Below are 26,289 nucleotides of genomic sequence, written 5' to 3' on the forward strand. Positions count from 1 at the left end.
TGAATGAATGAAAAAGGCCGATCTGTTGTGTGACAGATCGGCCTTTTTTCATTTTCGGTTTCTATTGCTCGCTTTGCTTCCAGCGCTCCATCAACGTATTGGACGGCAGTTGTTCATCTAACAACTTTCTTGCCGTTTCCACCCCCGCCACCGGCAGTCCTTCAGGGTTCAACAAGCCAATCTGCACCAGCACGCTGGCCTGGTCCCAGTAGATATGCTCGTGGTACAGCTTGTCTCCCCGGAACTTGATCACACCCAGCATCGGAATCTCGACGTACTTACCGGTCGGCGCCACGTTGGGCAGCATCCAGTCGATTTCGGTGCTGTGGGTGAAGCACATGATGAATTCATCGACGATCTGCAACGCGCCGATGGTGCGGGAGATCGGGATGAGTTTCATGTCCGGCGGGTTGCCGTGGACAAAATGGTGTTGGTAGAAACGGCTGAGTTCCTTGGCGCCGACGCCGCCGGTCATGGTCGGAATATGGTTGACGTAGGGTTCGGCAACCATAGTCGCCATGGTGGCGGGAACGTCACGGGTGTCGAACTCGTGGCGGATGTGTTCTTCCCACAGGGCTGACAGGTTGAAGTGGGGGCCGATCTCGCGCTTGAGGGCGGCGATGCTGCGTTCATGGGCCATCAGCGATGCCGGCTTGTCGTAGTGTGGGCTCCCGGCCCGGGCGAAGGCGTGGTCGACACCTGGGTACAGGTAGATTTCGGCCTTGTCGTTGCCGGCCAGGTGCTCGCTGATCCGGGCGCGAGCATTGGCGTCGCAGTAACCATCGTTTTCGGCAAAATGCAGGACCAACCGGCCCTTGAGGTTTTCCGACTCGTGCAGCAGGTGTTCGATGCCCATGCCGTAATAGCCGACGGCACAGGCCACATCGGTGCGTGTGGCCGTCAGCCAGGCCAGTTTGCCGCCCATGCAGAAGCCGACATAACCCAGGCCTGTGCCTTCGACTTCAGGCAGGGCACGCAGGGCGTTGAAGCTGGCGTCGATATCGGTGACGGCCTTGTCCACATCCAGGCGCTGGAACAGGTCGATGGCCACGGCAAAATCAGCTTCGGTGTAGCCCAGGTCAACGCCCAATTGCAGGCGCCAGAACAAGTCGGGCACCAGCGCCACGTAGCCTTCCTCGGCGTAGAAATCGGCCACTGCGCGCATATTGGCGTTGACCCCGAAAATCTCCTGGCCGATCACCACTCCGGGGCCCTTGCCGCTGGCCGGCAGGGCCAGGTAACCGCTGAACGTGGCGCCGCTGTCCGTTGCCTGGATCTCAATCATCTTGCCCATGTCATCTCCCTCATTCGGTTATCAGGTTTTATTGGCTGTCACGGTGTTGTTGGAACCACGCGCGCGGCGACACACCACGGTCTGGCCCGAGAATCGAAAAGCCGCCGTCCACTGGCACATCGACACCGGTCATCCAGCTGGCTCCGGCGCTGCACAGAAAGGCCACCACGTTGCCGATCTCATGGCCACGGCCGATGCGTCCGAGCGGATGAAACGGTGCCCCGACTCGATCGGCCAGCTGCGGGTCGTTGTCGCTGAAGTCAGCGACGCTGGGCGACCAGGTCCAGGCCGGGGAGACGCTCAGCACGCGGATTTGCTCCGGGGCGAGGGTCATGGCCAGGTTTTTCGTCAGTTGTAGGATGCCGGCTTTGGAGGCGGGGTAGAGCGCGCGCCCGGCTGCGCCGAATTTGCCGCCGGTGCTGCCGATGTTGATCACTACGCCGCCGCAGGTCAGATGCGGGGCGGCTTTTTGGGTGAAGATCGCCGCCGACACCAGATTGACGTTCAGGGTTTTCAACCACTGTGCACGGTCCGAGGCCAGCCCCTGATCGGCGTACAGGCAAGCGTTGTTGACCAGAATGTCGAGCCTGCCGAAACGGGCCAGCGTGGCAGCAATGCAGGCGTCGATGTCGTCGTCGCGCTCCACGTCGCAGGCACAAAACCCGCAATCCAGGGTCTGCGCCAACGCTTGGCCACTGCCAGCGTTGCGGCCCACCAGCATCACCCTTGCACCCTCGGCCAATAATTGCCGAGCGATGTCCAGGCCGAGCCCCTGGGTACTGCCGGTCACGATTGCTACTTTGCCTTCGAGCATCATGCCAAGTCCTCCAGTGCTTGCTTGACGTCGCTGATGCGGGCGATCAGCGCCATGCTGGCCAGCGAGGCCTTGTGTGCGCCACTGTCCGCGCTGGCGCAGGCATCGGCGGCCACCGTCACCTCGAAACCGCAATCCACCGCATGGCGCACCGTGCTTTCCACCACCGAGTGAGTCGCCACACCCGCGATCAATAGCTGCGAAGGATTGAACTGGCGCACCACGGTTTCCAGCGGTGAGCCATAAAAGGCGTTGATCCTGTTATGGGTCACGATGAATTCGTGACGGCTGTTGAGCGGCGCCAGGGCGTTGAAAAACTCCGCGCCCCAACTGCCTTCCCGGGCCGCGCCAAGGCTGGCGACCGTGCGCAGAATCGGCGCGTTCTGGATCAGGTCGGCGTAGTCCGGCCGGAACGCCACGCGTACGTGGACGATCGGCCAGCGCCTGGCGCGTGCACCGGCGAGCAATCGACCGGCCGCGTCGAGCAGCGCGGCGCGCACGCTGTCATCGGCTCCCAGCCCGACCCGTATCTTGCCCTCGGGGTGCAACACGTCGTTCTGATAGTGCAGGGCGATCACCACCGGCGCGCTCATCACACGAACACCTCAAGGTTGGCAAACACATCGTTGCAGTTGATGAGGTCCACACGCTTGAGCTGGATCTGCCAGCCACCGCTTTCCTGAGCGACCAATTTATAGGTGTAGCGGCCGGCGAGCTGGCGTTGCTCCAGGCGCCATTCGCTGTACTGAAAGCTGGCGCTGACCACCAGCAGGCCCTGGGCGTCGAGACCTTCGACCATCACGTTGCCGACCAGGTGCGCGGTTTGGGTCTGCGGTTGCTGGGACCAGTTGCGGGCGTTTTCCACTCTGCGAATGCGCACCTCGCGCAGCATGCGGTTTTCCCAAAACAGCGAGATATGGTCGAACGGGTTGGCCTGTTCATGTTTGTGCGGCACCCAGTACATGCCGGTGTCGGTGAACAGCTTGTCCCATTCCCAGAAACGCCGTTCATCGAGCAGGCGCGCCTCCTGGTAAAGAAACTGCTCGATCTGGCGCAGGGTCTCGACGGGAACCTGGGCGGGGGTCAACTGGCGGGTGTCGACGTCGATTCGGCGGTCAAGCAGCATGGGTGCTCTCCTTGGCGATCAGGGTGGCGGTCATGAACTGTTTCCAGGCGGCGAACTGGTTGCGCATCGGCAGTTCGCTGGTGCCGTTGGTGGACACTGCACCGTCTTCCAGCGGCTTATCGGTGCCGACGTAGCGGTGCATGCTGATCCACTCGCCGCCGCGGGTCATGTTGCCTTCCTGGCAGCGTGCATAGACTTCGACGTCGTCGGGCATCACGTTGGAGGAGGGCGAGTTGATGACGTTGGCGTAGGTCAGCGCGCGGTCGAACACGGCATCCGGAGCACCCTTGCAGCGGAAGGTCTGGATCTCGACCATGGTCTGGTCCACGGCGATCGGGCGGATCACCCGGAACTGCATGAACACGGTGTGTGGCGAGCCGCTGCCGTAGATCACCGTGTTGTGGCGGTTCATGCCCAGGATCTCCTTGGCGCGCTGCTCGCCGTAGGCCTGGCTCAGGCATTCGAAGTGAGCGCGCGAGACCTCGTCGCGTTCGGCGGCGCTCGGATCGAAGATCGCTTCCATATAGCCGTGGCCGTTGTGGTAGGCGCGCAGTTCGAGCTTTTCCCAGAAGTCATAGGGCTCGCCATTGCCGTCCATGATCAGCAGCTCGAAGGGCATTTCACCGATGGCCTGGGCCTGGCCGCGGGCAGCGTCAACCGACGATTCGTGGGTCACGCGGGCGTGCATGGTGTCGTGCAGGTTCTCGTAAAACACTTTCCAGTTGGAGCGCTGTTGGACGCGGAAGATGCCGCCTGCCACCTCGACTTCACCGACCGGCGAGCGGTCGCAGAGGTTGTCAATGGAGGTGATGACGCCACCCAGAAAGGATTTCAGATCCGGCCCGAACGCCGCTTGGCTGGCAAACACGAAGCCGCGATAGCTGTCGACGCGGGCGACGCTGACCATGGAAAAATCCGGGTGTTTGGGGTCGTAGCAAGTGCCTTCGAAACCGCTCTTGAGCGGTGCCGACAGGTGCTGGCCGTCGAGCTTGAAGGTCCAGGCGTGGTATGGGCAGCGGAAGAATTTGCCGACACTGCCGTCGCCGTCGGCCACCAGTTTGGCGCCCTTGTGCGGGCAGCGGTTGTACAGCACGCTGACTTGCTGGTTGGCGCCGCGCACCATGATCACGTCCTGATCGCCGATGCGCGTGGTGTGGTAGTCACCGGGATGCTTGACCTGGCTTTCATGGCCGACGTAGATCCAGGCGTTGCCATAGATGCGCTCCATCTCCAGCTTGAACAGGGTCGGGTCGGTGTAGACGCTCTTGTGTACGCTGTCCTCGCGGATCAAGGCAGCGATTTGCTCGTTGGTTGGTATCACGGGATGTCCTCGGCTTGTCACAGATCGAGTACCAGCAGCGCGCTGCTGGCACGGGAGACACAGGTGCAGAAACTGCCGCTGGCGCGGTCGCGCTCCGACAGGCAGATGTCGCGGTGATCGGGCTGGCCGTCGATGACCTGAGTGACGCACACCCCGCAGTCACCCCGTCGGCAGTCGAACATCGGGTCCAGCCCGGCCTGCAGCATGGCGTCCAGCACGCTTTGCCCGGCGGCCACTTGCAGGCTCACGCCGCTCTCTTGCAGGCGAACCTCAAAGCCTTGATCGCCGGCTATTTCCAGGGCGCCGCTGAACAGTTCGTAATGCAAGTGATCCTCGGCCCACCCCTGTTCGCGCGCGCAGGTCAGCACGTTGTTGAGCATGGCGCTCGGGCCGCAGATGTAGAGGTGCAGGCCGGGCCTTGGCGCGGCCAGGATCGTGGCGGCGGGGAAGCGCTTTTGCGGGTCGCCGCCGCTGATCCAGAAATGGTTGTCCTGGCAGGCTCGGGCCTCTGGCAGATAGGCCATTTGCACTGCATCGCGACCGGCGTAATGCAGAGAGAAGGGTTTTCCCGTCGCCTGTAGCGCCCGGGCCATGCCAAGCATGGGCGTGATGCCGATGCCGCCCGCGATCAGCAGCGCATGTTCGGTGTTTTCACTCAGTGGGAAGTGGTTGCGTGGCGCATCGGCCAGCAGTTCATCACCGACCTTGAGCGAGTGCACCCAACGCGATCCACCCGTACTCGCTTCTTCGAGTTGGACGGCGATTTCGTAGTGTTCGCCGTCGGGCAGATTGACCAATGAATAAGCACGGCGTTGAGCGCGACTGCCGGGCACATGTAACTCAAGGTGCGACCCGGCGGTGAAGTCCGGCAATGGCCGGGCGTCGCTGGACACCAGTAGCAGGCGGCGGATTCTGGGGGTCAAAAGTTCGATGTGTTCGACCCTGAGCGAAAGGCTGGACATACGCGATTCCTGTCTGAATACGTAGCCACTGTATGAAGCTTGAGGGGGGCAAAAAAGCCGTAAAAGGCAAACCGGTATCCACTTCTGGCGAGAGTGATTGCGGTCTGAATGACCGCGTTGCCCGAACGTTTTTCGCGAGCAAGCCCAAACAGTTCATGCACTACCTGTAGGAGCGATGCTTGCTCGCGATGGACGTTAACGATGACGCGCCCTGCCTGAATGAACGCGTTGCCCGGACGTTTTTCGCGAGCAAGCCCGCTCCCACAGGGACCGCGCACTACCTGTAGGAGCGAAGCTTGCTCGCGATGGAGGCCAACGATAACGCGGGCCGTCTGAATGCCCGCGTGGCCTCGACGTTTTTCGCGAGCAAGCCCGCTCCTACAGGCTCAACGCGGACCTGTGTAGGAGCGAAGCTTGCTCGCGATGGAGGCCAACGAAAACGCGGGCCGTCTGAATGCCCGCGTGGCCTCGACATTCTTCGCGAGCAGGCTCGCTCCTACAGGCTCAACGCGGACCTGTGTAGGAGCGAAGCTTGCTCGCGATGGAGGCCAACGAAAACGCGGGCTGTCTGAATGCCCGCGTGGCCTCGACATTCTTCGCGAGCAGGCTCGCTCCTACAGGCTCAACGCGGACCTGTGTAGGAGCGAAGCTTGCTCGCGATGGAGGCCAACGAAAACGCGAGCTGTCTGAATGCCCGCGTGGTCTCGACGTTCTTCGCGAGCGTGCTCGCTCCTACAGGTTCAACGCGGACCTGTGTAGGAGCGAAGCTTGCTCGCGATGGAGGCCAACGATAACGCGGGCTGTCTGAATGCCCGCGTGGTCTCGACATTCTTCGCGAGCATGCTCGCTCCTACAGGTTCAACGCGGACCTGTGTAGGAGCGAAGCTTGCTCGCGATGGAGGCCAACGATAACGCTGGCCGTCTGAATGCCCGCGTGGTCTCGACGTTCTTCGCGAGCGTGCTCGCTCCTACAGGCTCAACGCGGACCTGTGTAGGAGCGAAGCTTGCTCGCGATGGAGGCCAACGAAAACGCGGGCCGTCTGAATGCCCGTGTGGTCTCGACGTTCTTCGCGAGCATGCTCGCGATGGATGTTAACGATGACGCATGCTGTCTGGATGAACGCTTTGTCCGGAGGTTTTTTCGCGAGCATGCTCGCGCCTACAGGTGTGCAAGCAGGGCACGCAAGTGTTTGCCGTCTGCCTTGGCCAGGTCATCGAGTACCGCAAAGTGATGGCACCCGGCAAGCTCGATAAGACTCACCGCTTGCCCGGCCTCGCGACAGGCACTGGCATACTCGCGCGAGTGTCGAATCAGCTCCGGCAACTCATCCGCGCCCACCGTCACCAACAACGGTGCACCATCGCCAATCAGCCTTTGCGGGCTATAGCGCTGGATGTCCGCTTCACTCAGTTGCAGTTTGTCGTTCAGCCAGCAACGGCTGATGGGCTCAAGGTCCATCAGGCCGCTGATCGGCATGGCCAGGGTGACCAGCGGATGCCGGCGGTACAGCGCGGTCAGATGGCCGCCCGCCGAGTGCCCGCAGAGCACCACCTGTTGGCCGATGTGCAAGACGTCGCGATGCGCCAGCAGGTAGTCCAGTGCCTTGCCGATCTGTCTGACGATGGTGCCCATGCTCGCCTCGGGGGCCAGGGTGTATTCCAGTAAGCCGACATTGAATCCGGTTTCGATCAGGCCCTCGGCGATAAAGGCGTAGTCGTCTTTGTCCGAGGCCTGCCAGTAACCACCGTGGATGAACAGCAGTGTCGGCGCCCCGGCATCCAACTGGGCATACCAGTCGAAACGTTCGCGCATGGCATTGCCATACGCCACGTCGCGCCGCCAGGCATGGTTGGCATAGGTCTGGGCGCTGCGCTGGCGAAAACGCTGCATGATCTGCGGGAAATGGCCCACGGCTGCGACGTTGTTGTAAGCCTGATTGAGGTCCATCACCGCTCACACTCCCAGGTAGCGTTGCGACAATCCGGGTTGAGCCGCCAGCTCCTGCGGTGTGCCATCCCAGACCTGCCGTCCCTTCTCGATGATGTGATGGCGGTCGACCACCCGGGCCATTTCCTTGAGGTTCTTGTCGATCACCAGAATCGTTTCGCCCTCGGCCTTGAGGGTGGCCAGGCAACTCCAGATTTGTTCGCGAATGATCGGCGCCAGGCCTTCGGTGGCTTCGTCGAGAATCAGCAGACTGGGGTTGGTCAGCAGCGCGCGGCCGACCACCAGCATCTGTTGCTCGCCGCCTGACAGGGTACGAGACAGTTGGTCCTGGCGCTCCAGCAAGCGCGGGAACAGCTCATAGACCCGCGCCAGGTCCCACTTGCCCCGCGTGGCAGTGGCCAGAAGATTTTCTCTCACGCTCAAGGTGCCGAAGGCGCGGCGACCTTCCGGCACCAGCCCCAGGCCGGCCTTGGCGATGCGATAGGGCGCGGCGCCGCGCATTTCCGTGCCGTTGATGCGAATGCTGCCAGCACTGGGCTTGAGTAACCCCATGATGGATTTGACCGTGGTGGTCTTGCCCATGCCGTTGCGACCGATCAGCGATACCACCTGGCCCTGCTCGATGCAAAGGTGCATGTCGAACAACACCTGGCTCAAGCCATAGCCCGCTTTCAAGCCTTGCACCTCAAGCATGTTCTTCTCCCAGGTAAGCGGCCCGCACTTGCGGGTCGTTGCGCACTTGTTCGACGCTGCCGGTCAGTACCGTCTGGCCGTACACCAGGACCGTGATCCGGTCGGCCAGTGCGAATACCGCGTCCATGTCGTGTTCGACCAACAGGATCGCGTAGCGGCCTTTGAGGTTGTGCAGCAACTCGGTCATGCGTGCGGATTCGTCGGCGCCCATTCCAGCCATCGGTTCATCGAGCAACAACACCGATGCTTCCTGGGCCAGTGCCAGGGCGATCTCCAGTTGCCGCCGTTCGCCATGGGACAGTTCGTGTACCGGGTCTTGCGCCCGAGGGCTCAAGCCCACCTGCTGCAAGTAGCCCAGCGCCGGTTCCAGCAGACGGGTATCACGACTCAGCGGGCGCCACATGCCAAACGCCTTGCCCTCACGTGCGGCGATGGCCAGGGCGACGTTCTCCAGCAGGGTGAACTCGGTATACAGCTGGCTGACCTGGAACGCCCGCGCCAGTCCCAGGCGTGGACGCTGCCAGGCCGGTACGCGGGTGATGTCCTGGCCGTTGAGGTGGATCTGGCCGCTGTCGGGGAAAATTTCCCCGGCGATCTGTGCGATCAGTGTGGATTTACCGGCGCCGTTGGGGCCGATGATGGCGTGCAACTCACCCTTGGCCAGTTCAAGGCTGGCGCCGTTGGTGGCTTTCACTGCCCCGAAGGCCTTGTGCAAATCGCGAATCGACAGTTGCGCGCTCATGGGCGTGCCTCCACGGCGGCGTTCGGTTTGACGGCAATCATCTTCGGTTTGCGCAGCAGCAGGCTCAGCAGCAAACCGTAGACACCTTTTTTGCCGAACAGCACCACCAACAACAGCAGGGGGCCGAAGATCAGCATCCAGTGCTCGGTCCACTGGCTCAGCACCTGTTCAAGGCCCAGGTAAGTGGCCGCGCCCAGCAGCGGGCCGAGCAGGGTGCCGACGCCGCCGAGGATCACCATCGCCATCAACTCGCCGGACTTGTGCCAGGCACCCATGTCGGGGCTGACAAACAGCGCGTAGTTGGCCCACAGGATCCCCGCCAGGCCACCACCGGTGCCGGCGATCACAAACGCCGTCAGGCGATAGCGCAAGGGCTTGAGGCCCAGGCTGATGCTGCGTCGCTCACTCTGCTTGAGCCCGCGCAGCACAAAACCGAATCGCGAATTGACCAGCCGCCGGCACAGCAGCAACCAGCCGGCCAGCAATGCCACGCACAGGTAGTAGAAATGGTTGGCGTCACCCAGATTCAGTGCGCCCAAGGTATTGCGTTCGTTGAGCAGAATGCCGTCGTCGCCGCCGTACAGCGACAGCGAACCGAGCACGAAGTAGAGCATCTGGCCGAATGCGAGCGTGATCATGATGAACTGCACGCCGCTGGTGCGCAGCGACAGATAACCCACTAACAGTGACAGCAGGGCGCACACCAGCAGGGCCAGGGGCCACACCACCAGTGCGTTATTGCTGCCTTCCCAACCCCACAGCGGCATGCCTTGAGAGGTGTGAAAGGCAACGATGCCAACGATGTAGCCGCCCAGGCCGAAAAACGCGGCATGACCGAAGCTGACCATGGCGCCGTAGCCGATCAGCAGGTCCAGGCTGATGGCGGCCATGCCGTAGATCGCAAGGCGGGTGAAGAAACTGACCAGGTAGGGTTCGTGCAGCCAGTGGGCCAGCAGCGGCATGCAGGCAAAGGTCGCCAGGCAGGCAAGGTCAATGATGAGGCGTGGTGACATGGCATTCTCCTCAGGCGCGGGCCGGCAGCAGGCCGCGTGGGCGAACCAGCAGCACCAGGGCCATGACGATGTAGGCGCTGGCGGAAATCAGCCCGGCGCTCAGGGTGCCGCTGGTTTCGCTGGGCAGCAGTTGGTCCAGCAGCGGCGGAATGTAGGCACGGCCCAGGCTGTCGACCATGCCGATCAGCAAGGCTCCCACCAGCGCGCCGCGCACCGAACCGACACCGCCGACGACGATGACCACGAAGGTGGTGATCAAGATCTTTTCGCCCATGCCAATCTCCACCGACAGCAGCGGTGCCGCCATGAAACCGGCCAGGCCGCACAGTACGCAGCCGAACACGAACACCAGGGTGTAGAGCCGTGCGATGTTGACGCCCAGCGCGCCGACCATTTCATGGTCGTCGGCACCGGCGCGAATCAGCATGCCCAGGCGCGTGTGGTTGATCAGCAGCCACATGCCGACCGCCACCACTAGCCCTGCGGCGATGAACAGCAGCCGGCTGACCGGGTACATCAGTCCTGGCAGCACTTGGACAAAACTTGAGTACCATTCGGGCGTGGGCATTGCCGGCGGGCTGCGGCCGAAGATCAGGGTCAGCAGTTCGTTGCTGAAAAACACCACGGCCAACGTCGCCAGCACCTGATCCAGGTGATCGCGATTGTAGAGGCGGCGCATGATCGAGGTTTCGATCAGCGCGCCATAGCAGGCCGAGCCGATCAGTGCGGCCAGGCCACCCAGCCAGAACGAGCCGGTCGCCATGGCGGTGTAGGCGGCACAGAAAGCGCCGACCATGTAGAAGGCGCCGTGGGCCAGGTTGATCACGCCCATGATGCCGAAAATCAGGGTCAGTCCCGAGGCCAGCAAAAACAGCAAGGCGCTGTATTGCAGGCCGTTAAGCATCTGTTCGAGCAATAACATTTCAGCGTTCCTCATGAAGTCGGCCGATTCAAAACCCTGTAATCGGAGTGAGGCTGGCCCGCGAAGGCGCAGTGTCAGGCGCCATTGATGTTGGATATGCCGGCCTCATCGCGGGCAAGCCGCGCTCCCACAGGTTTTTGGGTTGATCGAAATTTTGTGATCTGTCAAAGACGACTGTGGGAGCGGGCTTGCCCGCGATGGGGCCTTCAAATTCAAAGAAATTTTTGAATGTCAGGCGACCATCGCGAGCAGGCTCTCCCACCATCAAGCGCCGGTCAGATCGAGCATTGAGCGGCGTAGCTGTCGACGTGACGGGTCGCCAGGGTCTTTATCGGCACTTCGACCAGCTTGCCATCGGTGCCGGCCTGCACTTGCAGCAGGTACCAGTCGATCACCGGGTGCTGGTTTTGGGCGAAGCTGAAGTCGCCGCGAATGGAATCGAACTGGACGTTTTTCATCGCCTGGCGGAAGGCTGTCTGGTCTTTCAGATTGCCCTGGGAGGTTTTCAGCGCAGCGCCGATCAGCCGTGCCGTGTCGTAGGTCTGGGCGGCATACACCGTCGGAGCGCGCTTGTATTTTTCGGTGAAGGCTTTGACGAAGGCCTGGTTGGCCGGGTTGTTCGATTGCGGGTTCCACAGGGTCACGATGTTGGTGCCCTTGGCCACATCGCCGACGGCGGTGAGCATGCGTTCGTCCATGGAGAACACCGGTACCACCATCGGGATCTGCGCCGACAGACCCGAACCGCCGTATTGCTTGGCGAAGTTGATGCCGCCACCGCCCGGGTGGAACTGGAAGATCGCATCTGGCGCCAACGCACGCACGCGGGCCAGTTCCACCGAGAAATCCAACTGGTTGAGCTTGGTGTAGATCTCGGTCACTTCACCCTTGAAGGTGCGTTTGAAGCCGGCCAGAGCGTCACGGCCACCCTGATAGTTGGGCGCCAGGATCACCATCTTCTTGTAGCCCAGTTCGTTGGCGGCGACACCGGCCATCTCGTGCGGAGTGTCGTTCTGGTAGGAGCCGACGAAGTAATTGGCCATGCACTTTTCACCGGCCAGGGTCGAGGGCGCGGTGTTGTTGCTGACGTAGAAAGCATCCTTGGTGGCGGTATTGATCACGGCTGCCAGCACGTTGGAAAAAATCACCCCGGTGTACAACGAAATGCCGTCCAGGCTCATGCGGTCGGCGATCTGCTTGGCCTTGGCCGGTTGCAGGCCATCATCCTCCACGATGAGCTGTACCGGCACACCGCCAAGCTTGCCGTCTTCCTGATCGATCGCCAGCTGGAAGCCGTCTCGCGAGTCTTCGCCCAGGTAGCCGGCGGGGGTGGAGAGGGTCGTGATGAAGCCGATTCGGACAGGCTCCACGGCCTGGGCAGCCGTCGCTGCGCAGAGGGAGGTTGCCAGACATGCACGCAATACCAGGTTTTTCATGAGGCGGCCTATGAAGTAGGTCGTGCCAACGCACGGTAGATGTCGATGAGGGCAGTGAATCAGTGTTCGGTCGGGCCGATTAATTGTTGTTATGGGTGCTGCGTCAGCTGTTGCTTTCGGTGAATTTCTCCAGGTAGAGACGGCTTTGATCCAGGCCATGCTGCTGGCGCCAGTCCTTGATCGACTCGACCATCGGCGGCGGGCCGCACAGGTAAAGATCGAACGGCTGGTCACGCAGCTCGGCCAACTCAAGGTGTTCTGCGATATAGCCGGTCTTGCCCGGCCAGTCGGGGTTGGGGTTGCTGACCACGGGTGTGAAACGCAACCCCGGGATGCGTGCGGCATAGGCTTCGATGCGCGAGATCTCGCACAGGTCTTCGGCCTCGCGCACGCCGTAGTACAGGTGCACCGGATGACCGCAGCCGTGCTGGTTGGCAATTTGCTCGAGCATGCCGAGGAACGCCGACAGCCCGGTGCCGCCGGCCACCATCACCAGCGGGCGGTCGATATGGCGCAAATAGAAGGCACCCAGGGGCGCCTCCATGTGAATCACGTCACCGACCTGGCAGCGATCGCGCACGTAGTCGGTCATCACGCCGCTGGGCAGCAAGCGAATGAGAAACTGCAGATGGCTGCTGCCCGGTGCACAGGCAAAGGAATACGAACGCCGATGCTCGGTACCCGGTACTTGCAGGCGAGCGTACTGGCCGGGCAGGTAGTCCAGTGCCGCGCCCGCTGCGCCGACTTCCACGTGGACGATGGCGGTGGTCGGGGAGACCAGCCGGACCTCGCTCACCGTGCCTTGCAGGCGACTCGGGCCGCTGCTGGTGCAGAGGCTGGAATCGAAGTCGAAGTAGAAGGCGGCGTCTGACTGCACGCGTGTTTGGCAGGTCAGCACTTTGCGCTCGGCCAGGTCGCTGGCGGACAGTGTTTCATCGTCCACGTAGTCCTGGGTGTACTGCCCGGATTCGCAGCGGCCCTGACAGGTCGCGCAAACCCCTTCGCGGCAGTCCAACGGAATCTTGATTCCGCTGCGCAGGGCCGCGTCGAGCAGGATTTCGTTGTTCTGCACGTTGCAGAAGAGTGTTTTGCCATCGGCGAAACTGAAGGCGACCTTGTACGTCATGAGCGTTAATCCGCAGGGGGTCAGAGATGGTAGAAATCGAGCACGGAGTTGATCGTGTCATTGAGCAGCACGACGTGTTTGCGGGCGATCTTCCAGCTCTCGCCGTCGGGGCGCAGACGGTAGGTGGCACGGCCGAAGAACTGCTCCGCGGTTTGCATGCGGTAGTACAGGGTGTGCCAGTTGACGCGAACCTCCAGCTCATCGTCCGGCAGCGGCGCGATGCGCACGTTGCTGACCATGTGCAGGGTGCGCGGCATCGGGATGGTCGATGCCGCCTTGCCGGTGCGAATACGGAACACCCGGTCTTCCAGACCGCCTCGGTTGGGGTAGTAAATCAGCGACATGCCTTTTTTCGGGTCGGTGGTGTAGACGTGTTCCGAATCCCATTGCGGCAGGTGGAATTCGCTATCGTCGCTGAACATGGCCAGGTAAGTGTCCCAGTCCTGGGCATCGCAGGCCTCGGCGTTACGGTAGAGAAATTGCTCGACGCGGTATTGCAGTTGCGAATTCATGTTCACACCTCACGCAGTTTCAAGGGTTGTTGTTCCGCCGCCTTGCGCGCCAGGCCGTCGAGCAAAAACCGCTGCCAGTTGGCGTGCTGGTTGACGTACAGGCCTTCGTGGGTGAGCTCGGTGCCGGTCAGTGCCGGGGCGATGCCAATGGTTTCGCTGTTGCGGGTGGCGCCTTCGACCCACTTGCCTTGTCCGCGGGAAATGTCGCTCCAGCGCTCCAGGCGTGCCTGGAAGCCACGCTGGGCTTCACGGAACTCCACCAGGTCATCGGGGGTGCCCATGCCCGATACGTTGAAGAAGTCTTCGAACTGACGAATACGGTTTTCCCGATCGGCGTCCGATTCGCCGACCACGCCCAGGCAGAAGCTGTTGATCTCGGTCTTGTTCCAGGCCAGCGGGCGGATGATGCGCAGCTGCGAGCTGATCTGGTCGAGGAAGAACATGCTCGGGTAGACGTTCAGGTTGCGCAGACGGTGCATCATCCACTCGGCCTTGCCTTGGCCATGTTCTTCGATCAGGCGCGGCATGATCGAGGCGTAGCCCGGGCGCACGGCAGGGTTGGGCATGTCGCTGAACAGCACGCTGTGGCCGTTGTGGAAAGCGAACCAGCCGTCGTCGGTTTCCTGGTCGCCGGCACCCAGCTTGCTGTAGTCCAGGGTGCCGCTGGCGTTGAGGCCTTTTTCGGTGTTGATCTGCTGGCGGTGCTGCACGGTGGCCACGTAGTTGTAGTGGACAGTGCTGACGTGGTACCCGTCCAGGCCGTTCTCGTTTTGCAGTTTCCAGTTGCCATCGTAGGTGTAGGTCGATTTGCCCGGCAGCACTTCGAGCTTACCGGTAGGCGACTGCGCCACCATCATGTCGAAGAACACCTTGGCGTCACCGAGGAAGTCTTCCAGGGTGTCGGTGCCTTCTACGTCGAGGCTGACGAAGACGAAGCCGTTGTAGCTTTCGATACGGGCTTTTTTCAGGCCGCGGGTGGCCTTGTCGAAGTCTTCGGGGTATTCCCCCGGTGCCTTGACCTTCACCAGTCGGCCGTCGCTTTTGTAGCACCAGGCGTGGAAGGGGCAGGTGAAGGTCGACTGGTTGCCCTTGCCGACACGGGTGAGGGTGGTGCCGCGATGCTGGCAGGCGTTAATCAAGGCGTTGAGGCGACCTTCACCGTCGCGCGTGATGATCAGCGGCTGGCGACCGGCACGCATCGTCATGAAGTCGTGATTGTTGGCGATCTCGCTTTCGTGGCAGGCGTAGATCCAGTTCTTCTCGAAAATCAGCTCCATTTCCAGATCGAACAATTCCGGGTCGGTAAACATATCGCGGGCAATGCGATAAACACCGTCTTTCGGGCGGAAGTCCAGGCAACTTTCTATATAACTTTTCCACTGTTCGACACTTCGTGCAGTTGTCATTTCCCAGTCCTCGGCCAATGGGTTAATTCATGCCTTCATTTAATGACGGGGTGACGGAAAGGGTCTATCCGCTTATTAGTGGAAACGCATCCGGAAAATAAGCCATGAATCTCGTTTGTTGGCGGTTCACCCTTATAAATAAAGGTTTTCGTCGCGCCTGGCGGCTGAGCAAACGGCTATTTGTCTTTCAGTAACGGGATAGCCGCTGAGGAACTTGTTGCGGCTTAATTTCATTCGAAGCACCACCAGAGTGTCTCGCTTCAGGTGACTAAAAACTGCCATTGCTCATGGCGCTGGGTTCTGTACCAGAAGTGCCTTCTATTCATATGTCGCTATAAACGCGGCTGGGGAAGAAATAATATGTTGCATAAGAATTGGATAGTTTGGGGGGTTCAAACAGTTGGCTTGTTGACGCCATTGTTGGCACAGGCGGATGTGGTCAGTGATAGTAAATTGACCCTTGGTACCCGTAACTTTTACATCGATCGGGACTACAAGGAGGACAACCCGCCTCATTCGCGGGTGGGCAGTTGGACCCAGGGTTTCGACCTGCGTTTCGCCTCCGGCTATACCGAAGGCCCGGTACAGTTCGGTGTGGATGCAGAGGTGCAGTACGCCTACCGGCTGGACGGCGGTGGCGGGCGCGGTGATGACACCATCATCCCATACAGCCAAAGCCGCCAGGAGCAGGCTGATGAATATGGCCGCGGCGGTGTGACGCTGAAAATGCGTTATTCGAAAACCGAGTTGAAAGTGGGTGAGCTACGGCCGGTTCTGCCGGTGGTGATCATCGATGACTCTCGCCAGTTGGTCACGACCTATCGCGGCGGCCTGCTCGAGTCCAAGGAAGTCGACGGCCTGACGTTGACTGCCGGGCGGCTGACAGAGATCGGTGCGCGTAACTCCTCCAACTACGAAAAGCTTTACCTGCAGACAGGCTCCGGTGTGCGCCACGGCAGTGATGGCATGAACCTGGCTGGAGCCAGTTATGCCTTTACACCGTCACTTACCGGTACCTACTTCTACGCGCAGCTGGAAGACATCTACCAGCAGCACTACCTGGGCATCACTCATCTGGCAGACCTGGGCGATGGTTATGCGCTGAGGACCGACCTGCGCTATTTCAATAACAACGAAGACGGTGATGCCCTTTACGGCGACATCGACAACCGCTCTTACGGCGCCATGACCTCTTTGAAAAAGAACGGACACAGATTCGGCGTGGGATACCAGCGCATGCTCGGCGACAGCAACTTCCCGACCTTGGGCGGGTATGTGCCGCAGCCGTTCCTGGTGAACTGGTCGCGAGTGGGGTTTATCAAGCCCAACGAAAAATCCTGGCAGCTGCGTTACGACTACGATTTCGCCGCCCTCGGCGTGCCGGGCCTGAACTTCATGACCCGTTACTTCAAGGGCACGTCGGTGGATCGCGGCGACAACCTGAGCCAGGCGGCGGAACATGAGCGCAACCTGGTGTTGTCTTATGTCGTGCAAAGCGGCCCGCTCAAAGGCGTGGGCGTGGAGGCCGGCAACGTCGTCGCCAAATTCAGCCACGGCAATGACTGGGTGGAGAACCGTTTGATCACCACCTACACCTGGAAATTTTGGTAACGTCCTGCCCTGAAATCGAACACGGCTGTGCGCTGAAGTGACGCCTTGGGTAGAGCTTTTTCCAGGGGGCCGACCACTCCGTGTACCGTTGCTGTGCGCGTCAACGCTAAGCAACGGGTTCGATATCCGGATAGTTTCCGTTTACTAGCCGAAAAGTGCGGATATCACCTATTCGCACCGGCTGGGCATAGCCCTTGCAGATTCAATGAAAATACGCGCCGAAGAGCGTGTCGATGTCCATTGCCGTGGGTGTACTGTCATGACCGAACCAAATGTTGTTCAGTTTCGAGATATCCGCATAGATCGCTATGACCTGGCCGGTGCCCGTGCATGGATGGCCGGCATTTGTGGGCCGCACGAGCTGCAGACCCCGCAGCCGAACCGGATTCAGTTTCACCATACGGCCAATGTGTTCAAATCCATGTCCACGACCTTGGGCCGGATGGAATACGGCACCGATGTGACTATCGGCGTCGAGGATGCCGAACACCTCAATAGCTACAGTCTGAGCCTGCCCATTCGCGGCGAGCAGGAACTGCTCAAGGATGGCCGCCGATTGCACTCCAATCAGGATCAGGGGTTGATCGTAACGCCCTACGAAACTCAGGCACTGAGCATGGCTGGCGACTGCCACAAGATCTCCGTGGTGATTACCCGCATGGCCATGCGCCAAACCCTGGAGGGCATGCTGCAACGACCGCTGGAAATGCCGCTGAAGTTCGAGCCGGTGATGGACGCGGTCAATGGCGCCTCTGCTTCCTGGTGGCGGCTGGCCCGTTACTACATCGATGAGCTGGAGCGGGGCCACGACCTGTACAATCAGGTGTTTTTCACCCGTGATATCGAGAGCGCGCTGATCAAGGGCCTCATCCTTTCTCAGCCCAACAACTACAGCGCCGAGCTGCGTGACCAACTGGGCGTCAAGTTGCCGTATTACCTGGTGCGCGCCAAGGACTTCATTGAAAGCAACGCCCGCGAAGACATCCATCTGGAAGACATCGAGGCGGCGGCAGGGGTGTCTCGCTTCAAACTCTTCGAAGGCTTTCGCAAGCACCTGGGGGTCTCGCCCATGGCTTACCTGAAAAAGTTTCGCCTCGGTGCTGTGCGCCAGGAGATCCTCGAAGACGCCTCGGTGCGCAACATCTCCGTGATCGCGATGTGCTGGGGGTTTTCGCACCTGGGTCGGTTCGCGAGCGAATACCGCAAGCTGTTCAACGAAACGCCCAGTGCCACCCTGCAACGCAGCGAAGCCCGTCGCAACCGGTCGCTTTGAAATGACGACCTTACATGCGGCGACCGCCAACACCGTGGGCCTGAACTTGTCGCTGATGTGCCGCGAGCCGGTCTTCACCAGCCGTTCGGCACAGGAAACCCAACGGTTGATGGGGCAAGCCTTGGTGGAACATGAGTTGGTGTGGCCGCAGGGGGGCGTCGATACCGCGTTCTATCGTGGGCAGGTCGCCAGTTGCGAACTGTATGCGCTGCGCTACGGCGGCCAAGTAGAAATTCGGCCGCAGCCTTTCGAAGATTTCGTGCTGGTACAGATGCCCCTGCGTGGCAGTGCCACGTTGGAGTCCGATGGCATGGGCTATGGCGTCAGCCCCGGAGAGGTGGCGATTCTATCCCCACGTGAGCAGGCGCGGGTGGTGTGGGAGGAGGGCTGCGAGCAACTGATCCTCAAACTGCCGCGGGCATTGATCGACGCCAGCCAGAGAACCTTGGCCGACGATTTGCCATCGGGCTTCACGCTGGCGCCGGTCAGCCGCTTGCAACGGCCACTGGCGATGCGCTGGTTTCGTCTGGTCAGCGAGTTGCTGGAGCACCTGCCCGACGGCGAGGCCAGCGCCACGCCTTCGCGCTGGTTACAGCATCTGGAGCAAAGCCTGCCGCTGTTTCTGCTCAGCCATTGTGGTGAGGCGCAACAAGCGTCTTCGTTGCCGCGCCAGCCCACTCGCCAATTGCAAAAGATCGACGCCTGTATGCGCGAGCACCTTGCCCAGGGCATCACTTTGGCTGATCTGGCAGGGGCGGTCGGGGTCAGCATTCGCAGTTTGAACACCTTGTGTCAGCGCGAATACGGTCAAAGCCCGATGGATCGCTTGCGCGGATTGCGGCTTGAAGCCGCTCGGGAGTACTTGCTGGCGAGGCCCTATTGCAGCGTGACTGAGGTGGCGCTGGAATTCGGGTTTGGGCATGTGGGGCGGTTTGCCAATTACTATCGGCAGCGCTTTGGAGAGTTGCCGAAGCAGACGATGAAGTCTCAGGCATAAGCAGAAAGTGCCAAAACGAAAAAACCCGCCAGAAGGCGGGTTTTTTGTGTTCAGAGATTTTGAAAGCCTTCTCTGAACCTTGTCTGGCTCCACGACCTGGACTCGAACCAGGGACCCAGTGATTAACAGTCACTTGCTCTACCAACTGAGCTATCGCGGAATGGCGCCTATGTTACTGATTCAAAAAGAGAAGTCAAGCGCTTGATAGCAATTTGACGAAATCCGGGAGACGGACGGTTGAACAACATCAAACGGTCTTCGCGCAACGGCATCAAATCGGCCTAACCACCGAAGGTAATCGTGCCGAGCAACAGTTTGGCGTAAAGCGCGGTGGCGCCCAATTGCACCAGCCACAGCGCCAGTCCGCCGAGGAACACGCCCGTCGCGATTTGCAGCACCAGATTATTGCCGCGTTTGGTCGGGGTGCGGGGGATGAAATCGTCCAAATCGTCCAGATCGTCGCGGTCGGCGCGCAGGTTATCGTTTTTCATGTCGGTTCTCTCGGGTGTACATAAATCGAATGTGGGCTGTGGCGAGGGGATTTATCCCCGTCGGACTGCGCAGCAGTCCCATTTTCAGGGGCGCTCCGCACCCCAGCGGGGATAAATCCCCTCGCCACAGTCCACCTTGGATTGTTGTGAAGTTTAGAGGGGTGGGGCTCTGCTTTGAGATTTATCTGCCGCAAATAAAAAACGGGAAGCCAACTGGCTTCCCGTTTTTCGTGTCACGCCGCGGTTCAGATCACCTGAACGATCGCATCCGTCACAACCTTGATGTTGCTCTGGTTCAGCGCGGCCACGCAGATACGGCCGGTGTCCAGGGCATAGATGCCGAACTCGTTGCGCAGGCGGTGCACTTGTTCAACGCTCAGGCCGGAGTAGGAGAACATGCCGCACTGACGACCCACGAAACTGAAATCGCGCTGCGGGGCGTTTTGCGCCAGCAGGTCGACCATCTGGGTACGCATGCCCTTAATGCGCAGGCGCATTTCAGCCAGTTCGGCTTCCCACTGGGCGCGCAGTTCCGGGCTGTTGAGCACGGCAGCGACGATGCTTGCACCGTGGGTCGGCGGGTTGGAGTAGTTGGTGCGGATCACGCGCTTGACTTGCGACAGCACGCGCGCGCTTTCTTCTTTCGACTCGCTGACGATCGACAGGGCGCCAACGCGCTCGCCGTACAGCGAGAAGGATTTGGAGAACGAGCTGGAAGCGAAGAAGGTCAGGCCCGATTCGGCGAACAGGCGCACGGCAGCCGCATCTTCGTCGATACCATCGCCAAAGCCCTGGTAGGCCATGTCGAGGAACGGTACGTGACCTTTGGCTTTTACGACTTCCAGCACGTTTTTCCAGTCCGACGGGTTCAGGTCGACGCCGGTCGGGTTGTGGCAGCAGGCGTGCAGCACGATGATCGAGCCGTTTGGCAGCGCGTTCAGGTCTTCGAGCATGCCGACGCGGTTCACGTCATGAGTCGCGGCGTCGTAGTAGCGGTAGTTCTGCACCGGGAAACCGGCGGTTTCGAACAGAGCGCGGTGGTTTTCCCAGCTCGGGTCGCTGATCGCCACGACAGCGTTCGGCAGCAGTTGCTTGAGGAAGTCGGCACCGATTTTCAGTGCGCCCGTACCACCAACGGCTTGCGTGGTGATAACGCGGCCAGCAGCGATCAGTGGCGAATCGTTGCCGAACAGCAATTTTTGTACGGCCTGGTCGTAGGCTGCAATGCCATCGATCGGCAGGTAACCGCGGGAAGCGTGTTGAGCGACGCGAATCGTTTCGGCTTCGACAACGGCGCGCAGGAGTGGAATTCGCCCCTCCTCGTTGCAGTAAACACCGACCCCCAGGTTGACCTTGTTGGTACGAGTATCGGCGTTGAATGCTTCGTTGAGGCCCAGGATTGGATCGCGTGGTGCCATTTCGACAGCGGAGAACAGGCTCATTATTGCGGCGGCTCTGAATGGAGAGTGGAGGGACGTGTCGCGCTCCAGCCGAATGCACTAGAGCGGTGCACAAACGGGGAGCTAGTATAGAGGTCATCCACGATCGATGGCGACAGGCGATTCGGCTTTTGAGGTAAGTTTTTCCGATTATTTTGCGACCATTAGTCGAATGGCGTCGGCAAAGGTTTTGCGCGATGTAGGACGTTTGCCTTGAAAGCGATGGCAATCGGCTCCACATTGAGCACAATCCAGTTTTTTCCTCGGGCGACATCGGTCGTTTGCGGTCTTCCTCGTTCCTGCCGGTTTTGCCGGCAAGCGTGATCCAGAGGTTTTGAATGTCTGAATTTCAGCTAGTCACCCGCTTCGCGCCTGCCGGCGATCAACCGGAAGCCATCCGCCTGATGGTCGAGGGCATCGAAGCCGGCCTGGCGCACCAGACGCTGCTCGGTGTAACCGGCTCGGGCAAGACCTTCAGCATCGCCAATGTAATTGCCCAAGTGCAGCGCCCGACGCTGGTTCTGGCGCCGAACAAGACCCTGGCGGCGCAGTTGTATGGCGAGTTCAAGACGTTTTTCCCGAACAACGCCGTCGAGTACTTCGTTTCCTACTACGACTACTACCAGCCGGAAGCCTATGTGCCGTCTTCGGACACCTTCATCGAGAAAGACGCCTCGATCAACGATCACATCGAACAGATGCGCTTGTCTGCCACCAAGGCACTGCTGGAACGCAAAGACGCCATCATCGTCACCACGGTGTCGTGCATCTACGGCTTGGGCAGCCCGGAAACCTACTTGAAGATGGTGTTGCACGTGGATCGGGGCGACAAGCTCGATCAACGCGCACTGCTGCGTCGTCTCGCCGACTTGCAATACACGCGCAACGACATGGAATTCGCCCGAGCGACCTTCCGCGTGCGTGGCGATGTGATCGATATCCATCCCGCAGAATCGGATTTTGAAGCGATCCGCATCGAACTGTTCGATGACGAAGTGGAAAGCCTGTCGGCGTTCGATCCGCTGACTGGCGAGGTCCTGCGCAAGCTGCCGCGCTTCACGTTTTATCCCAAAAGCCACTACGTCACGCCGCGGGAAACCTTGCTCGAGGCCGTTGAGGGCATCAAGGTCGAGCTGCAGGAGCGTCTGGAATACCTGCGGACCAACAACAAACTGGTCGAAGCCCAGCGTTTGGAGCAGCGCACCCGTTTCGATCTGGAGATGATCCTGGAGCTGGGTTATTGCAACGGTATCGAAAACTACTCGCGCTATTTATCCGGGCGACCGGCTGGCGCTGCGCCACCGACGCTCTACGACTATTTGCCTGCCGATGCCTTGCTGGTCATTGACGAATCCCACGTCAGCGTGCCGCAGGTCGGCGCCATGTATAAAGGCGACCGCTCGCGCAAGGAGACGCTGGTGGAATACGGTTTCCGTCTGCCTTCGGCACTGGACAACCGGCCCATGCGCTTTGACGAATGGGAAGGCGTGAGTCCGCAGACCATTTTCGTCTCCGCAACGCCGGGCAACTATGAGGCCGAACACGCCGGTCGCGTCATTGACATGGTGGTGCGCCCCACTGGTCTGGTGGACCCGCAAATCGAGGTCCGTCCGGCACTGACCCAGGTCGATGACTTACTGTCGGAAATCACCAAGCGCGTGGCTGTCGAAGAGCGGGTGCTGGTCACCACGCTGACCAAACGCATGGCCGAGGACCTGACCGATTACCTGGCTGACCACGGCGTGCGCGTGCGCTACCTGCACTCGGACATCGACACCGTTGAACGGGTCGAAATTATTCGTGATTTGCGCCTGGGCACGTTCGATGTGCTGGTGGGGATCAACCTGCTGCGCGAAGGTCTGGACATGCCGGAAGTCTCGCTGGTGGCGATCCTCGACGCGGACAAGGAGGGCTTCCTGCGCTCCGAGCGTTCGCTGATCCAGACCATTGGCCGGGCCGCGCGTAACCTCAACGGTCGAGCGATCCTGTACGCGGATCGCATGACTGGCTCCATGGAGCGCGCGATCGGTGAAACCGAGCGTCGCCGCGACAAGCAGATCGCCTTCAACCTGGCAAACGGCATCACGCCCAAAGGGGTGTTCAAGGACGTCGCCGATATCATGGAAGGCGCCACCGTGCCGGGTTCGCGCAGCAAGAAGCGCAAGGGTATGGCCAAGGCTGCCGAGGAAAACGCCAAGTACGAAGCCGAATTGCGTTCGCCGGGCGAGATTGCCAAGCGCATCAAGGCATTGGAGGAGAAGATGTATCAGCTCGCTCGCGATCTGGAATTCGAGGCAGCGGCACAGATGCGCGACGAGATTGCCAAGTTGCGTGAGCGACTGATTACGGTTTGAGTCTTGTAGTGTTTTGATTTGCCTCTTCGCGGGCAAGCCTCGCTCCTACGGGATTTGTGTCGTTCATCTATTACTCGAACGACACAAACCCCGTAGGAGCGAGGCTTGCCCGCGAAGGCCACGACACGGTCTCAATGCGCTTCCCCAGCCTTCAACCCCGCCGGCAGCTTTTTGGTCAACAACACCGCCAGCATGCTGATCCCCAGCGCAATCCCGACAAAATGAAACGCGTCGTTGTAGGCCATGATCGACGCCTGCTGGTGGGCGATCTCGCTGAGTTTGCCCAGTGCTGCCGTTTCGCTGCCCAGCGTTTGGGTCAGTGAAGCGAGACGTTCGGCGACCTGGGGATTGCTCGGCACAATGGACTCGCGCAAGTAGTCGAAATAGGTCTTGGTGCGTGCATCCAGTAGTGTGGCGAGGAGGGCGATGCCAATGGCACCGCCCAGATTGCGCAGGATGTTGAACAGGCTCGACGCGGACCCCGCGTCCTGGGGCAGGATGTACGCCGTGGCGATCAGCGAGATGGTGACCATGATCAGTGGCTGCCCGAGCGCCCGGATGATCTGGATCTGATTGAACTGCGGTCCGGCAAAGTCCGGGTTCAGCACCCCCGAGGAAAAACTCGCCAGGCCGAACAGGCCGAAGCCCACGGCGCACAGCCATTTCGGTGACACATACTTCATCAGCTTGGGCACCAATGGAATCAAAAACAGCTGTGGCACGCCCATCCACATGATCACCTCACCGATCTGCAGGGCGTTGTAGTTCTGGATCTGTGCCAGATACAGCGGCAGCAGATAGATCGAGCCATATAAGCCGACGCCCATTCCGACACTGGAAATACTGGACAGGCCGAAGTTGCGATTGCCCAGAATGCCAAGATTGATCAGTGGATTGGGCTTGGAAAACTGCACGATCACAAAGGTAATCAGGCTGATCAGGGCAATGCTGCCAAGCGTCACGATCAGTTCCGATTCGAGCCAATCCTTGCGATGGCCTTCCTCCAGAAATACTTGCAAGCAACCCAGGCCAACGCCGAGGGTGACGATCCCGGCGTAGTCAGTGCTTTTCAGCAATTCCCAGTGCGCTTCCTTCTTTTCCAGGCCGTACATCAGGCCGGCGATCATGAGCAGGCCGGGCGGTATGTTGATGTAGAAAATGTATTCCCAGCCCCAGTTCTCGGTCAGCCAACCGCCGAGGGTCGGGCCGATGGAGGGGGCGAAGGTGGCGGTCATGGCGAACATCGCCATGCCTTTGGCGCGGTGATGTTCAGGCAGTTTGATCAGGGTCAGGGTGAACGCCAGCGGAATCAGCGCGCCGCCGGTAAAACCCTGAAGCGCGCGGAAGACGATCATGCTTTCCAGGCTCCAGGCCATGGAGCACAGCAGCGAGGCGACAAGAAAACCGAGGGACACCCATACCGCCAGACGCCGCGCCGACAGCAACTGCACCAGCCAGGCGGTCAGCGGGATCATGATGATTTCCGCCACCAGGTAGGAAGTGGAAATCCACGAGCCTTCTTCCAGGGTCGCCGACAACGCGCCCTGGATATCCTTGAGCGAGGAGTTGGTGATCTGGATATCGAGCACCGCCATGAAGGCACCGAGCATCACGCTCATCACTGCAATCCAGTCCCGCCGGCTCGGTTCGCCGACCGGGCGGATCAGTTGATCACCGGCCATCGTCTTGGGCGTCTTTGCTGCTCACTTTGTGGGTGACATCTTCCGGCGCGTCCTTGATGTTCACCTTGGCGGTCACCGACATGCCTGGGCGGATTTTGCCGCGTAACGGGTTGTCAGCGGCGAAGGTCAATTTGACCGGAATCCGTTGTACGACTTTGGTGAAGTTGCCCGTGGCGTTGTCCGGCGGCAACAGGCTGAATTGCGCACCCGAGGCGGCGAACAGGCTGTCGACCCGGGCTTCGATCGGCGTGTCGCCATAGGCGTCGAAGATCAGTTCGGCTTTCTGGCCGGGTTGCATTTGGCCGATCTGGGTTTCCTTGAAATTGGCCTGGATCCAGATGTCTTCATCGGGAACGATCGACAGCAGGTAGGCGCCAGCTTGCACGTACTGACCTTCGCGGGCCGCGCGCTGGCCGATCAGGCCGCTGATAGGCGCATGGATTTCACTGCGCGTGAGGTTCAGTTCGGCCTGGGCCAGGTCGGCCTTGGCATTGGCGATCTGTGCGTCGAGTCGCTTGATTTCGGCGCTCAACGCGTTGACTTGCTGGCGTTGGGCCTGGGCGTCCGCCTGGGCTTTGCTCAGTTGGGAGCGGGCGATATGGGATTCGGCGGAGAGGGTGGTGACCCGTTCTTCTGACACATAGCCGGGTTTGCGCAAGGTTTCTGCCCGGCTCAGATCAATCTGTGTGCGGCCCAGGCTGGCCTGGCTGGAGGCGACCTGTGCTTCGCTGGCGGCGATCAGGCTGCCTTGCTGGGTCAGTTTGCTCTGGGCCTGCAGGCGTTCGGCCTGGCGGGTGGCGAGGGCGGCGTTGGCGCGGTCGACGGCGAGGCGGAAATCATCGCCTTCGAGCCTGATCAACAACTGGCCTTTCTCGACGTGCTGGTTGTCCTGTACGAGTACCTGATCGATGCGCGCGCCCAGCTGGCTTGAGATGCGGGTGATCTCGCCCTGGACATAGGCGTTGTCCGTGCTTTCATAAAAGCGTCCCTTGAAGAACCAATGGGCGAAGAAGCTCCCGGCAATCAGCAGGACAATCAACAGGAAAATGGAAAGGCGACGCTTGAGTTGGGCAGGCATGGGGCAAACTGTAGTCGAGAATATGTAAGGAAAGTTATCAGCAGGTGAA

Annotated in this window: 23 protein-coding genes and 1 tRNA gene; 4 read left to right on the forward strand and 20 right to left on the reverse strand. The window is 60.4% G+C overall.

All coding sequences use genetic code 11. The annotated features are described in order from the left end of the window. Positions 1-61: 61 nt before the first annotated feature. From ABTV22_RS09585 to antA, 15 genes are all read right to left on the reverse strand, one after another. Positions 62-1,294 (reverse strand): dienelactone hydrolase family protein, encoded by a 1,233-nt coding sequence (locus tag ABTV22_RS09585; RefSeq protein ID WP_433739672.1) that lies wholly within the window; start codon positions 1,292-1,294, stop codon positions 62-64. A gap of 28 nt (positions 1,295-1,322) precedes the next feature. After that, on the reverse strand, positions 1,323-2,111 hold the full coding sequence (locus ABTV22_RS09590) for an SDR family oxidoreductase (RefSeq protein WP_433739674.1): 789 nt from the start codon (positions 2,109-2,111) through the stop codon (positions 1,323-1,325). Next, on the reverse strand, positions 2,108-2,701 hold the full coding sequence (locus ABTV22_RS09595; RefSeq protein WP_433739676.1) for a cysteine hydrolase family protein: 594 nt from the start codon (positions 2,699-2,701) through the stop codon (positions 2,108-2,110). The genes ABTV22_RS09590 and ABTV22_RS09595 overlap by 4 nt, the downstream gene beginning before the upstream one ends. Beyond that, entirely contained in the window at positions 2,701-3,234 is a 534-nt protein-coding gene (locus ABTV22_RS09600; RefSeq protein WP_433739678.1) for an aromatic-ring-hydroxylating dioxygenase subunit beta, read from the reverse strand. The genes ABTV22_RS09595 and ABTV22_RS09600 overlap by 1 nt, the downstream gene beginning before the upstream one ends. Then, positions 3,224-4,555: an aromatic ring-hydroxylating dioxygenase subunit alpha gene (locus ABTV22_RS09605; protein ID WP_433739680.1), complete on the reverse strand. Its 1,332-nt coding sequence runs from the start codon at positions 4,553-4,555 to the stop codon at positions 3,224-3,226. The genes ABTV22_RS09600 and ABTV22_RS09605 overlap by 11 nt, the downstream gene beginning before the upstream one ends. A gap of 17 nt (positions 4,556-4,572) precedes the next feature. Continuing rightward, on the reverse strand, positions 4,573-5,517 hold the full coding sequence (locus ABTV22_RS09610) for a PDR/VanB family oxidoreductase (protein WP_433739682.1): 945 nt from the start codon (positions 5,515-5,517) through the stop codon (positions 4,573-4,575). A gap of 1,159 nt (positions 5,518-6,676) precedes the next feature. Continuing rightward, positions 6,677-7,465 (reverse strand): alpha/beta hydrolase, encoded by a 789-nt coding sequence (locus tag ABTV22_RS09615; protein WP_433739684.1) that lies wholly within the window; start codon positions 7,463-7,465, stop codon positions 6,677-6,679. Positions 7,466-7,471: 6 nt separating this feature from the next. Beyond that, positions 7,472-8,158 (reverse strand): ABC transporter ATP-binding protein, encoded by a 687-nt coding sequence (locus ABTV22_RS09620; RefSeq protein ID WP_433739686.1) that lies wholly within the window; start codon positions 8,156-8,158, stop codon positions 7,472-7,474. Further along, a complete protein-coding gene (locus tag ABTV22_RS09625; protein WP_433739688.1) occupies positions 8,151-8,900 on the reverse strand; it encodes an ABC transporter ATP-binding protein in 750 nt (249 codons plus the stop codon). Before ABTV22_RS09625 ends, ABTV22_RS09620 begins: the two co-directional genes overlap by 8 nt. Beyond that, positions 8,897-9,913, reverse strand: a complete 1,017-nt coding sequence (locus ABTV22_RS09630; RefSeq protein WP_433739689.1) for a branched-chain amino acid ABC transporter permease — start codon at positions 9,911-9,913, stop codon at positions 8,897-8,899. Before ABTV22_RS09630 ends, ABTV22_RS09625 begins: the two co-directional genes overlap by 4 nt. A gap of 10 nt (positions 9,914-9,923) precedes the next feature. Continuing rightward, positions 9,924-10,835, reverse strand: coding sequence for a branched-chain amino acid ABC transporter permease (locus tag ABTV22_RS09635; protein WP_433739691.1), 912 nt, complete (start codon positions 10,833-10,835; stop codon positions 9,924-9,926). Positions 10,836-11,110: 275 nt separating this feature from the next. After that, positions 11,111-12,271: an ABC transporter substrate-binding protein gene (locus ABTV22_RS09640; RefSeq protein WP_433739693.1), complete on the reverse strand. Its 1,161-nt coding sequence runs from the start codon at positions 12,269-12,271 to the stop codon at positions 11,111-11,113. A gap of 103 nt (positions 12,272-12,374) precedes the next feature. Next, entirely contained in the window at positions 12,375-13,397 is a 1,023-nt protein-coding gene (gene antC / locus ABTV22_RS09645) for an anthranilate 1,2-dioxygenase electron transfer component AntC (RefSeq protein ID WP_433739694.1), read from the reverse strand. A 20-nt stretch (positions 13,398-13,417) separates the two neighbouring features. After that, the gene (antB, locus tag ABTV22_RS09650; RefSeq protein ID WP_433739696.1) at positions 13,418-13,909 is read right to left on the reverse strand and encodes an anthranilate 1,2-dioxygenase small subunit; all 492 of its coding nucleotides are present in this window, start codon (positions 13,907-13,909) and stop codon (positions 13,418-13,420) included. A gap of 2 nt (positions 13,910-13,911) precedes the next feature. After that, positions 13,912-15,315, reverse strand: coding sequence for an anthranilate 1,2-dioxygenase large subunit (antA, locus tag ABTV22_RS09655; protein ID WP_433739698.1), 1,404 nt, complete (start codon positions 15,313-15,315; stop codon positions 13,912-13,914). 360 nt (positions 15,316-15,675) lie between these two features. Between antA and ABTV22_RS09660 the strand changes: the two genes are divergently transcribed. From ABTV22_RS09660 to ABTV22_RS09670, 3 genes are all read left to right on the forward strand, one after another. After that, a complete protein-coding gene (locus tag ABTV22_RS09660) occupies positions 15,676-16,926 on the forward strand; it encodes an OprD family porin (RefSeq protein ID WP_433739700.1) in 1,251 nt (416 codons plus the stop codon). Positions 16,927-17,185: 259 nt separating this feature from the next. Further along, entirely contained in the window at positions 17,186-18,199 is a 1,014-nt protein-coding gene (locus ABTV22_RS09665) for an AraC family transcriptional regulator (protein WP_433739702.1), read from the forward strand. A gap of 1 nt (position 18,200) precedes the next feature. Continuing rightward, complete coding sequence (locus ABTV22_RS09670; protein WP_433739704.1) at positions 18,201-19,196, forward strand: AraC family transcriptional regulator; 996 nt, start codon at positions 18,201-18,203, stop codon at positions 19,194-19,196. 84 nt (positions 19,197-19,280) lie between these two features. Here the strand turns inward: ABTV22_RS09670 and ABTV22_RS09675 are convergent. The 3 genes from ABTV22_RS09675 to ABTV22_RS09685 all read right to left on the reverse strand — a co-directional run bounded on the left by ABTV22_RS09675 (position 19,281) and on the right by ABTV22_RS09685 (position 21,129). Beyond that, positions 19,281-19,356, reverse strand: a tRNA-Asn gene (locus ABTV22_RS09675). Positions 19,357-19,477: 121 nt separating this feature from the next. Further along, positions 19,478-19,687, reverse strand: coding sequence for a hypothetical protein (locus tag ABTV22_RS09680; RefSeq protein ID WP_433739706.1), 210 nt, complete (start codon positions 19,685-19,687; stop codon positions 19,478-19,480). 245 nt (positions 19,688-19,932) lie between these two features. After that, positions 19,933-21,129, reverse strand: coding sequence for an amino acid aminotransferase (locus ABTV22_RS09685; protein WP_433739708.1), 1,197 nt, complete (start codon positions 21,127-21,129; stop codon positions 19,933-19,935). A gap of 335 nt (positions 21,130-21,464) precedes the next feature. Between ABTV22_RS09685 and uvrB the strand changes: the two genes are divergently transcribed. Continuing rightward, positions 21,465-23,480, forward strand: coding sequence for an excinuclease ABC subunit UvrB (gene uvrB / locus ABTV22_RS09690; RefSeq protein ID WP_433739710.1), 2,016 nt, complete (start codon positions 21,465-21,467; stop codon positions 23,478-23,480). A 131-nt stretch (positions 23,481-23,611) separates the two neighbouring features. Here uvrB and ABTV22_RS09695 read toward each other — a convergent pair whose 3' ends face one another. Together ABTV22_RS09695 and ABTV22_RS09700 are read right to left on the reverse strand one after the other, a co-directional pair. Continuing rightward, positions 23,612-25,102 carry an MDR family MFS transporter gene (locus ABTV22_RS09695; protein ID WP_433741350.1) on the reverse strand — a complete coding sequence of 497 codons (1,491 nt, stop codon included), beginning with the start codon at positions 25,100-25,102 and terminating at the stop codon, positions 23,612-23,614. Between the two features lie 49 nt (positions 25,103-25,151). Further along, a complete protein-coding gene (locus tag ABTV22_RS09700; protein ID WP_433739712.1) occupies positions 25,152-26,240 on the reverse strand; it encodes an HlyD family secretion protein in 1,089 nt (362 codons plus the stop codon). Positions 26,241-26,289: the final 49 nt, after the last annotated feature.

The organism is Pseudomonas putida (assembly GCF_050990305.1).
GTDB lineage: Bacteria > Pseudomonadota > Gammaproteobacteria > Pseudomonadales > Pseudomonadaceae > Aquipseudomonas > Aquipseudomonas putida_AH.

Bases quoted from the DNA above. Each gene is read 5' to 3' on its own strand.
- ABTV22_RS09585 (WP_433739672.1), bottom strand. From the start codon at position 1,294: ATGGGCAAGATGATTGAGATCCAGGCAACGGACAGCGGCGCCACGTTC.
- ABTV22_RS09590 (WP_433739674.1), bottom strand. From the start codon at position 2,111: ATGATGCTCGAAGGCAAAGTAGCAATCGTGACCGGCAGTACCCAGGGG.
- ABTV22_RS09595 (WP_433739676.1), bottom strand. From the start codon at position 2,701: ATGAGCGCGCCGGTGGTGATCGCCCTGCACTATCAGAACGACGTGTTG.
- ABTV22_RS09600 (WP_433739678.1), bottom strand. From the start codon at position 3,234: ATGCTGCTTGACCGCCGAATCGACGTCGACACCCGCCAGTTGACCCCC.
- ABTV22_RS09610 (WP_433739682.1), bottom strand. From the start codon at position 5,517: ATGTCCAGCCTTTCGCTCAGGGTCGAACACATCGAACTTTTGACCCCC.
- ABTV22_RS09615 (WP_433739684.1), bottom strand. From the start codon at position 7,465: ATGGACCTCAATCAGGCTTACAACAACGTCGCAGCCGTGGGCCATTTC.
- ABTV22_RS09620 (WP_433739686.1), bottom strand. From the start codon at position 8,158: ATGCTTGAGGTGCAAGGCTTGAAAGCGGGCTATGGCTTGAGCCAGGTG.
- ABTV22_RS09625 (WP_433739688.1), bottom strand. From the start codon at position 8,900: ATGAGCGCGCAACTGTCGATTCGCGATTTGCACAAGGCCTTCGGGGCA.
- ABTV22_RS09630 (WP_433739689.1), bottom strand. From the start codon at position 9,913: ATGTCACCACGCCTCATCATTGACCTTGCCTGCCTGGCGACCTTTGCC.
- ABTV22_RS09635 (WP_433739691.1), bottom strand. From the start codon at position 10,835: ATGTTATTGCTCGAACAGATGCTTAACGGCCTGCAATACAGCGCCTTG.
- ABTV22_RS09640 (WP_433739693.1), bottom strand. From the start codon at position 12,271: ATGAAAAACCTGGTATTGCGTGCATGTCTGGCAACCTCCCTCTGCGCA.
- antC (WP_433739694.1), bottom strand. From the start codon at position 13,397: ATGACGTACAAGGTCGCCTTCAGTTTCGCCGATGGCAAAACACTCTTC.
- antB (WP_433739696.1), bottom strand. From the start codon at position 13,909: ATGAATTCGCAACTGCAATACCGCGTCGAGCAATTTCTCTACCGTAAC.
- antA (WP_433739698.1), bottom strand. From the start codon at position 15,315: ATGACAACTGCACGAAGTGTCGAACAGTGGAAAAGTTATATAGAAAGT.
- ABTV22_RS09660 (WP_433739700.1), top strand. From the start codon at position 15,676: ATGTTGCATAAGAATTGGATAGTTTGGGGGGTTCAAACAGTTGGCTTG.
- ABTV22_RS09665 (WP_433739702.1), top strand. From the start codon at position 17,186: ATGACCGAACCAAATGTTGTTCAGTTTCGAGATATCCGCATAGATCGC.
- ABTV22_RS09670 (WP_433739704.1), top strand. From the start codon at position 18,201: ATGACGACCTTACATGCGGCGACCGCCAACACCGTGGGCCTGAACTTG.
- ABTV22_RS09680 (WP_433739706.1), bottom strand. From the start codon at position 19,687: ATGAAAAACGATAACCTGCGCGCCGACCGCGACGATCTGGACGATTTG.
- ABTV22_RS09685 (WP_433739708.1), bottom strand. From the start codon at position 21,129: ATGAGCCTGTTCTCCGCTGTCGAAATGGCACCACGCGATCCAATCCTG.
- uvrB (WP_433739710.1), top strand. From the start codon at position 21,465: ATGTCTGAATTTCAGCTAGTCACCCGCTTCGCGCCTGCCGGCGATCAA.
- ABTV22_RS09700 (WP_433739712.1), bottom strand. From the start codon at position 26,240: ATGCCTGCCCAACTCAAGCGTCGCCTTTCCATTTTCCTGTTGATTGTC.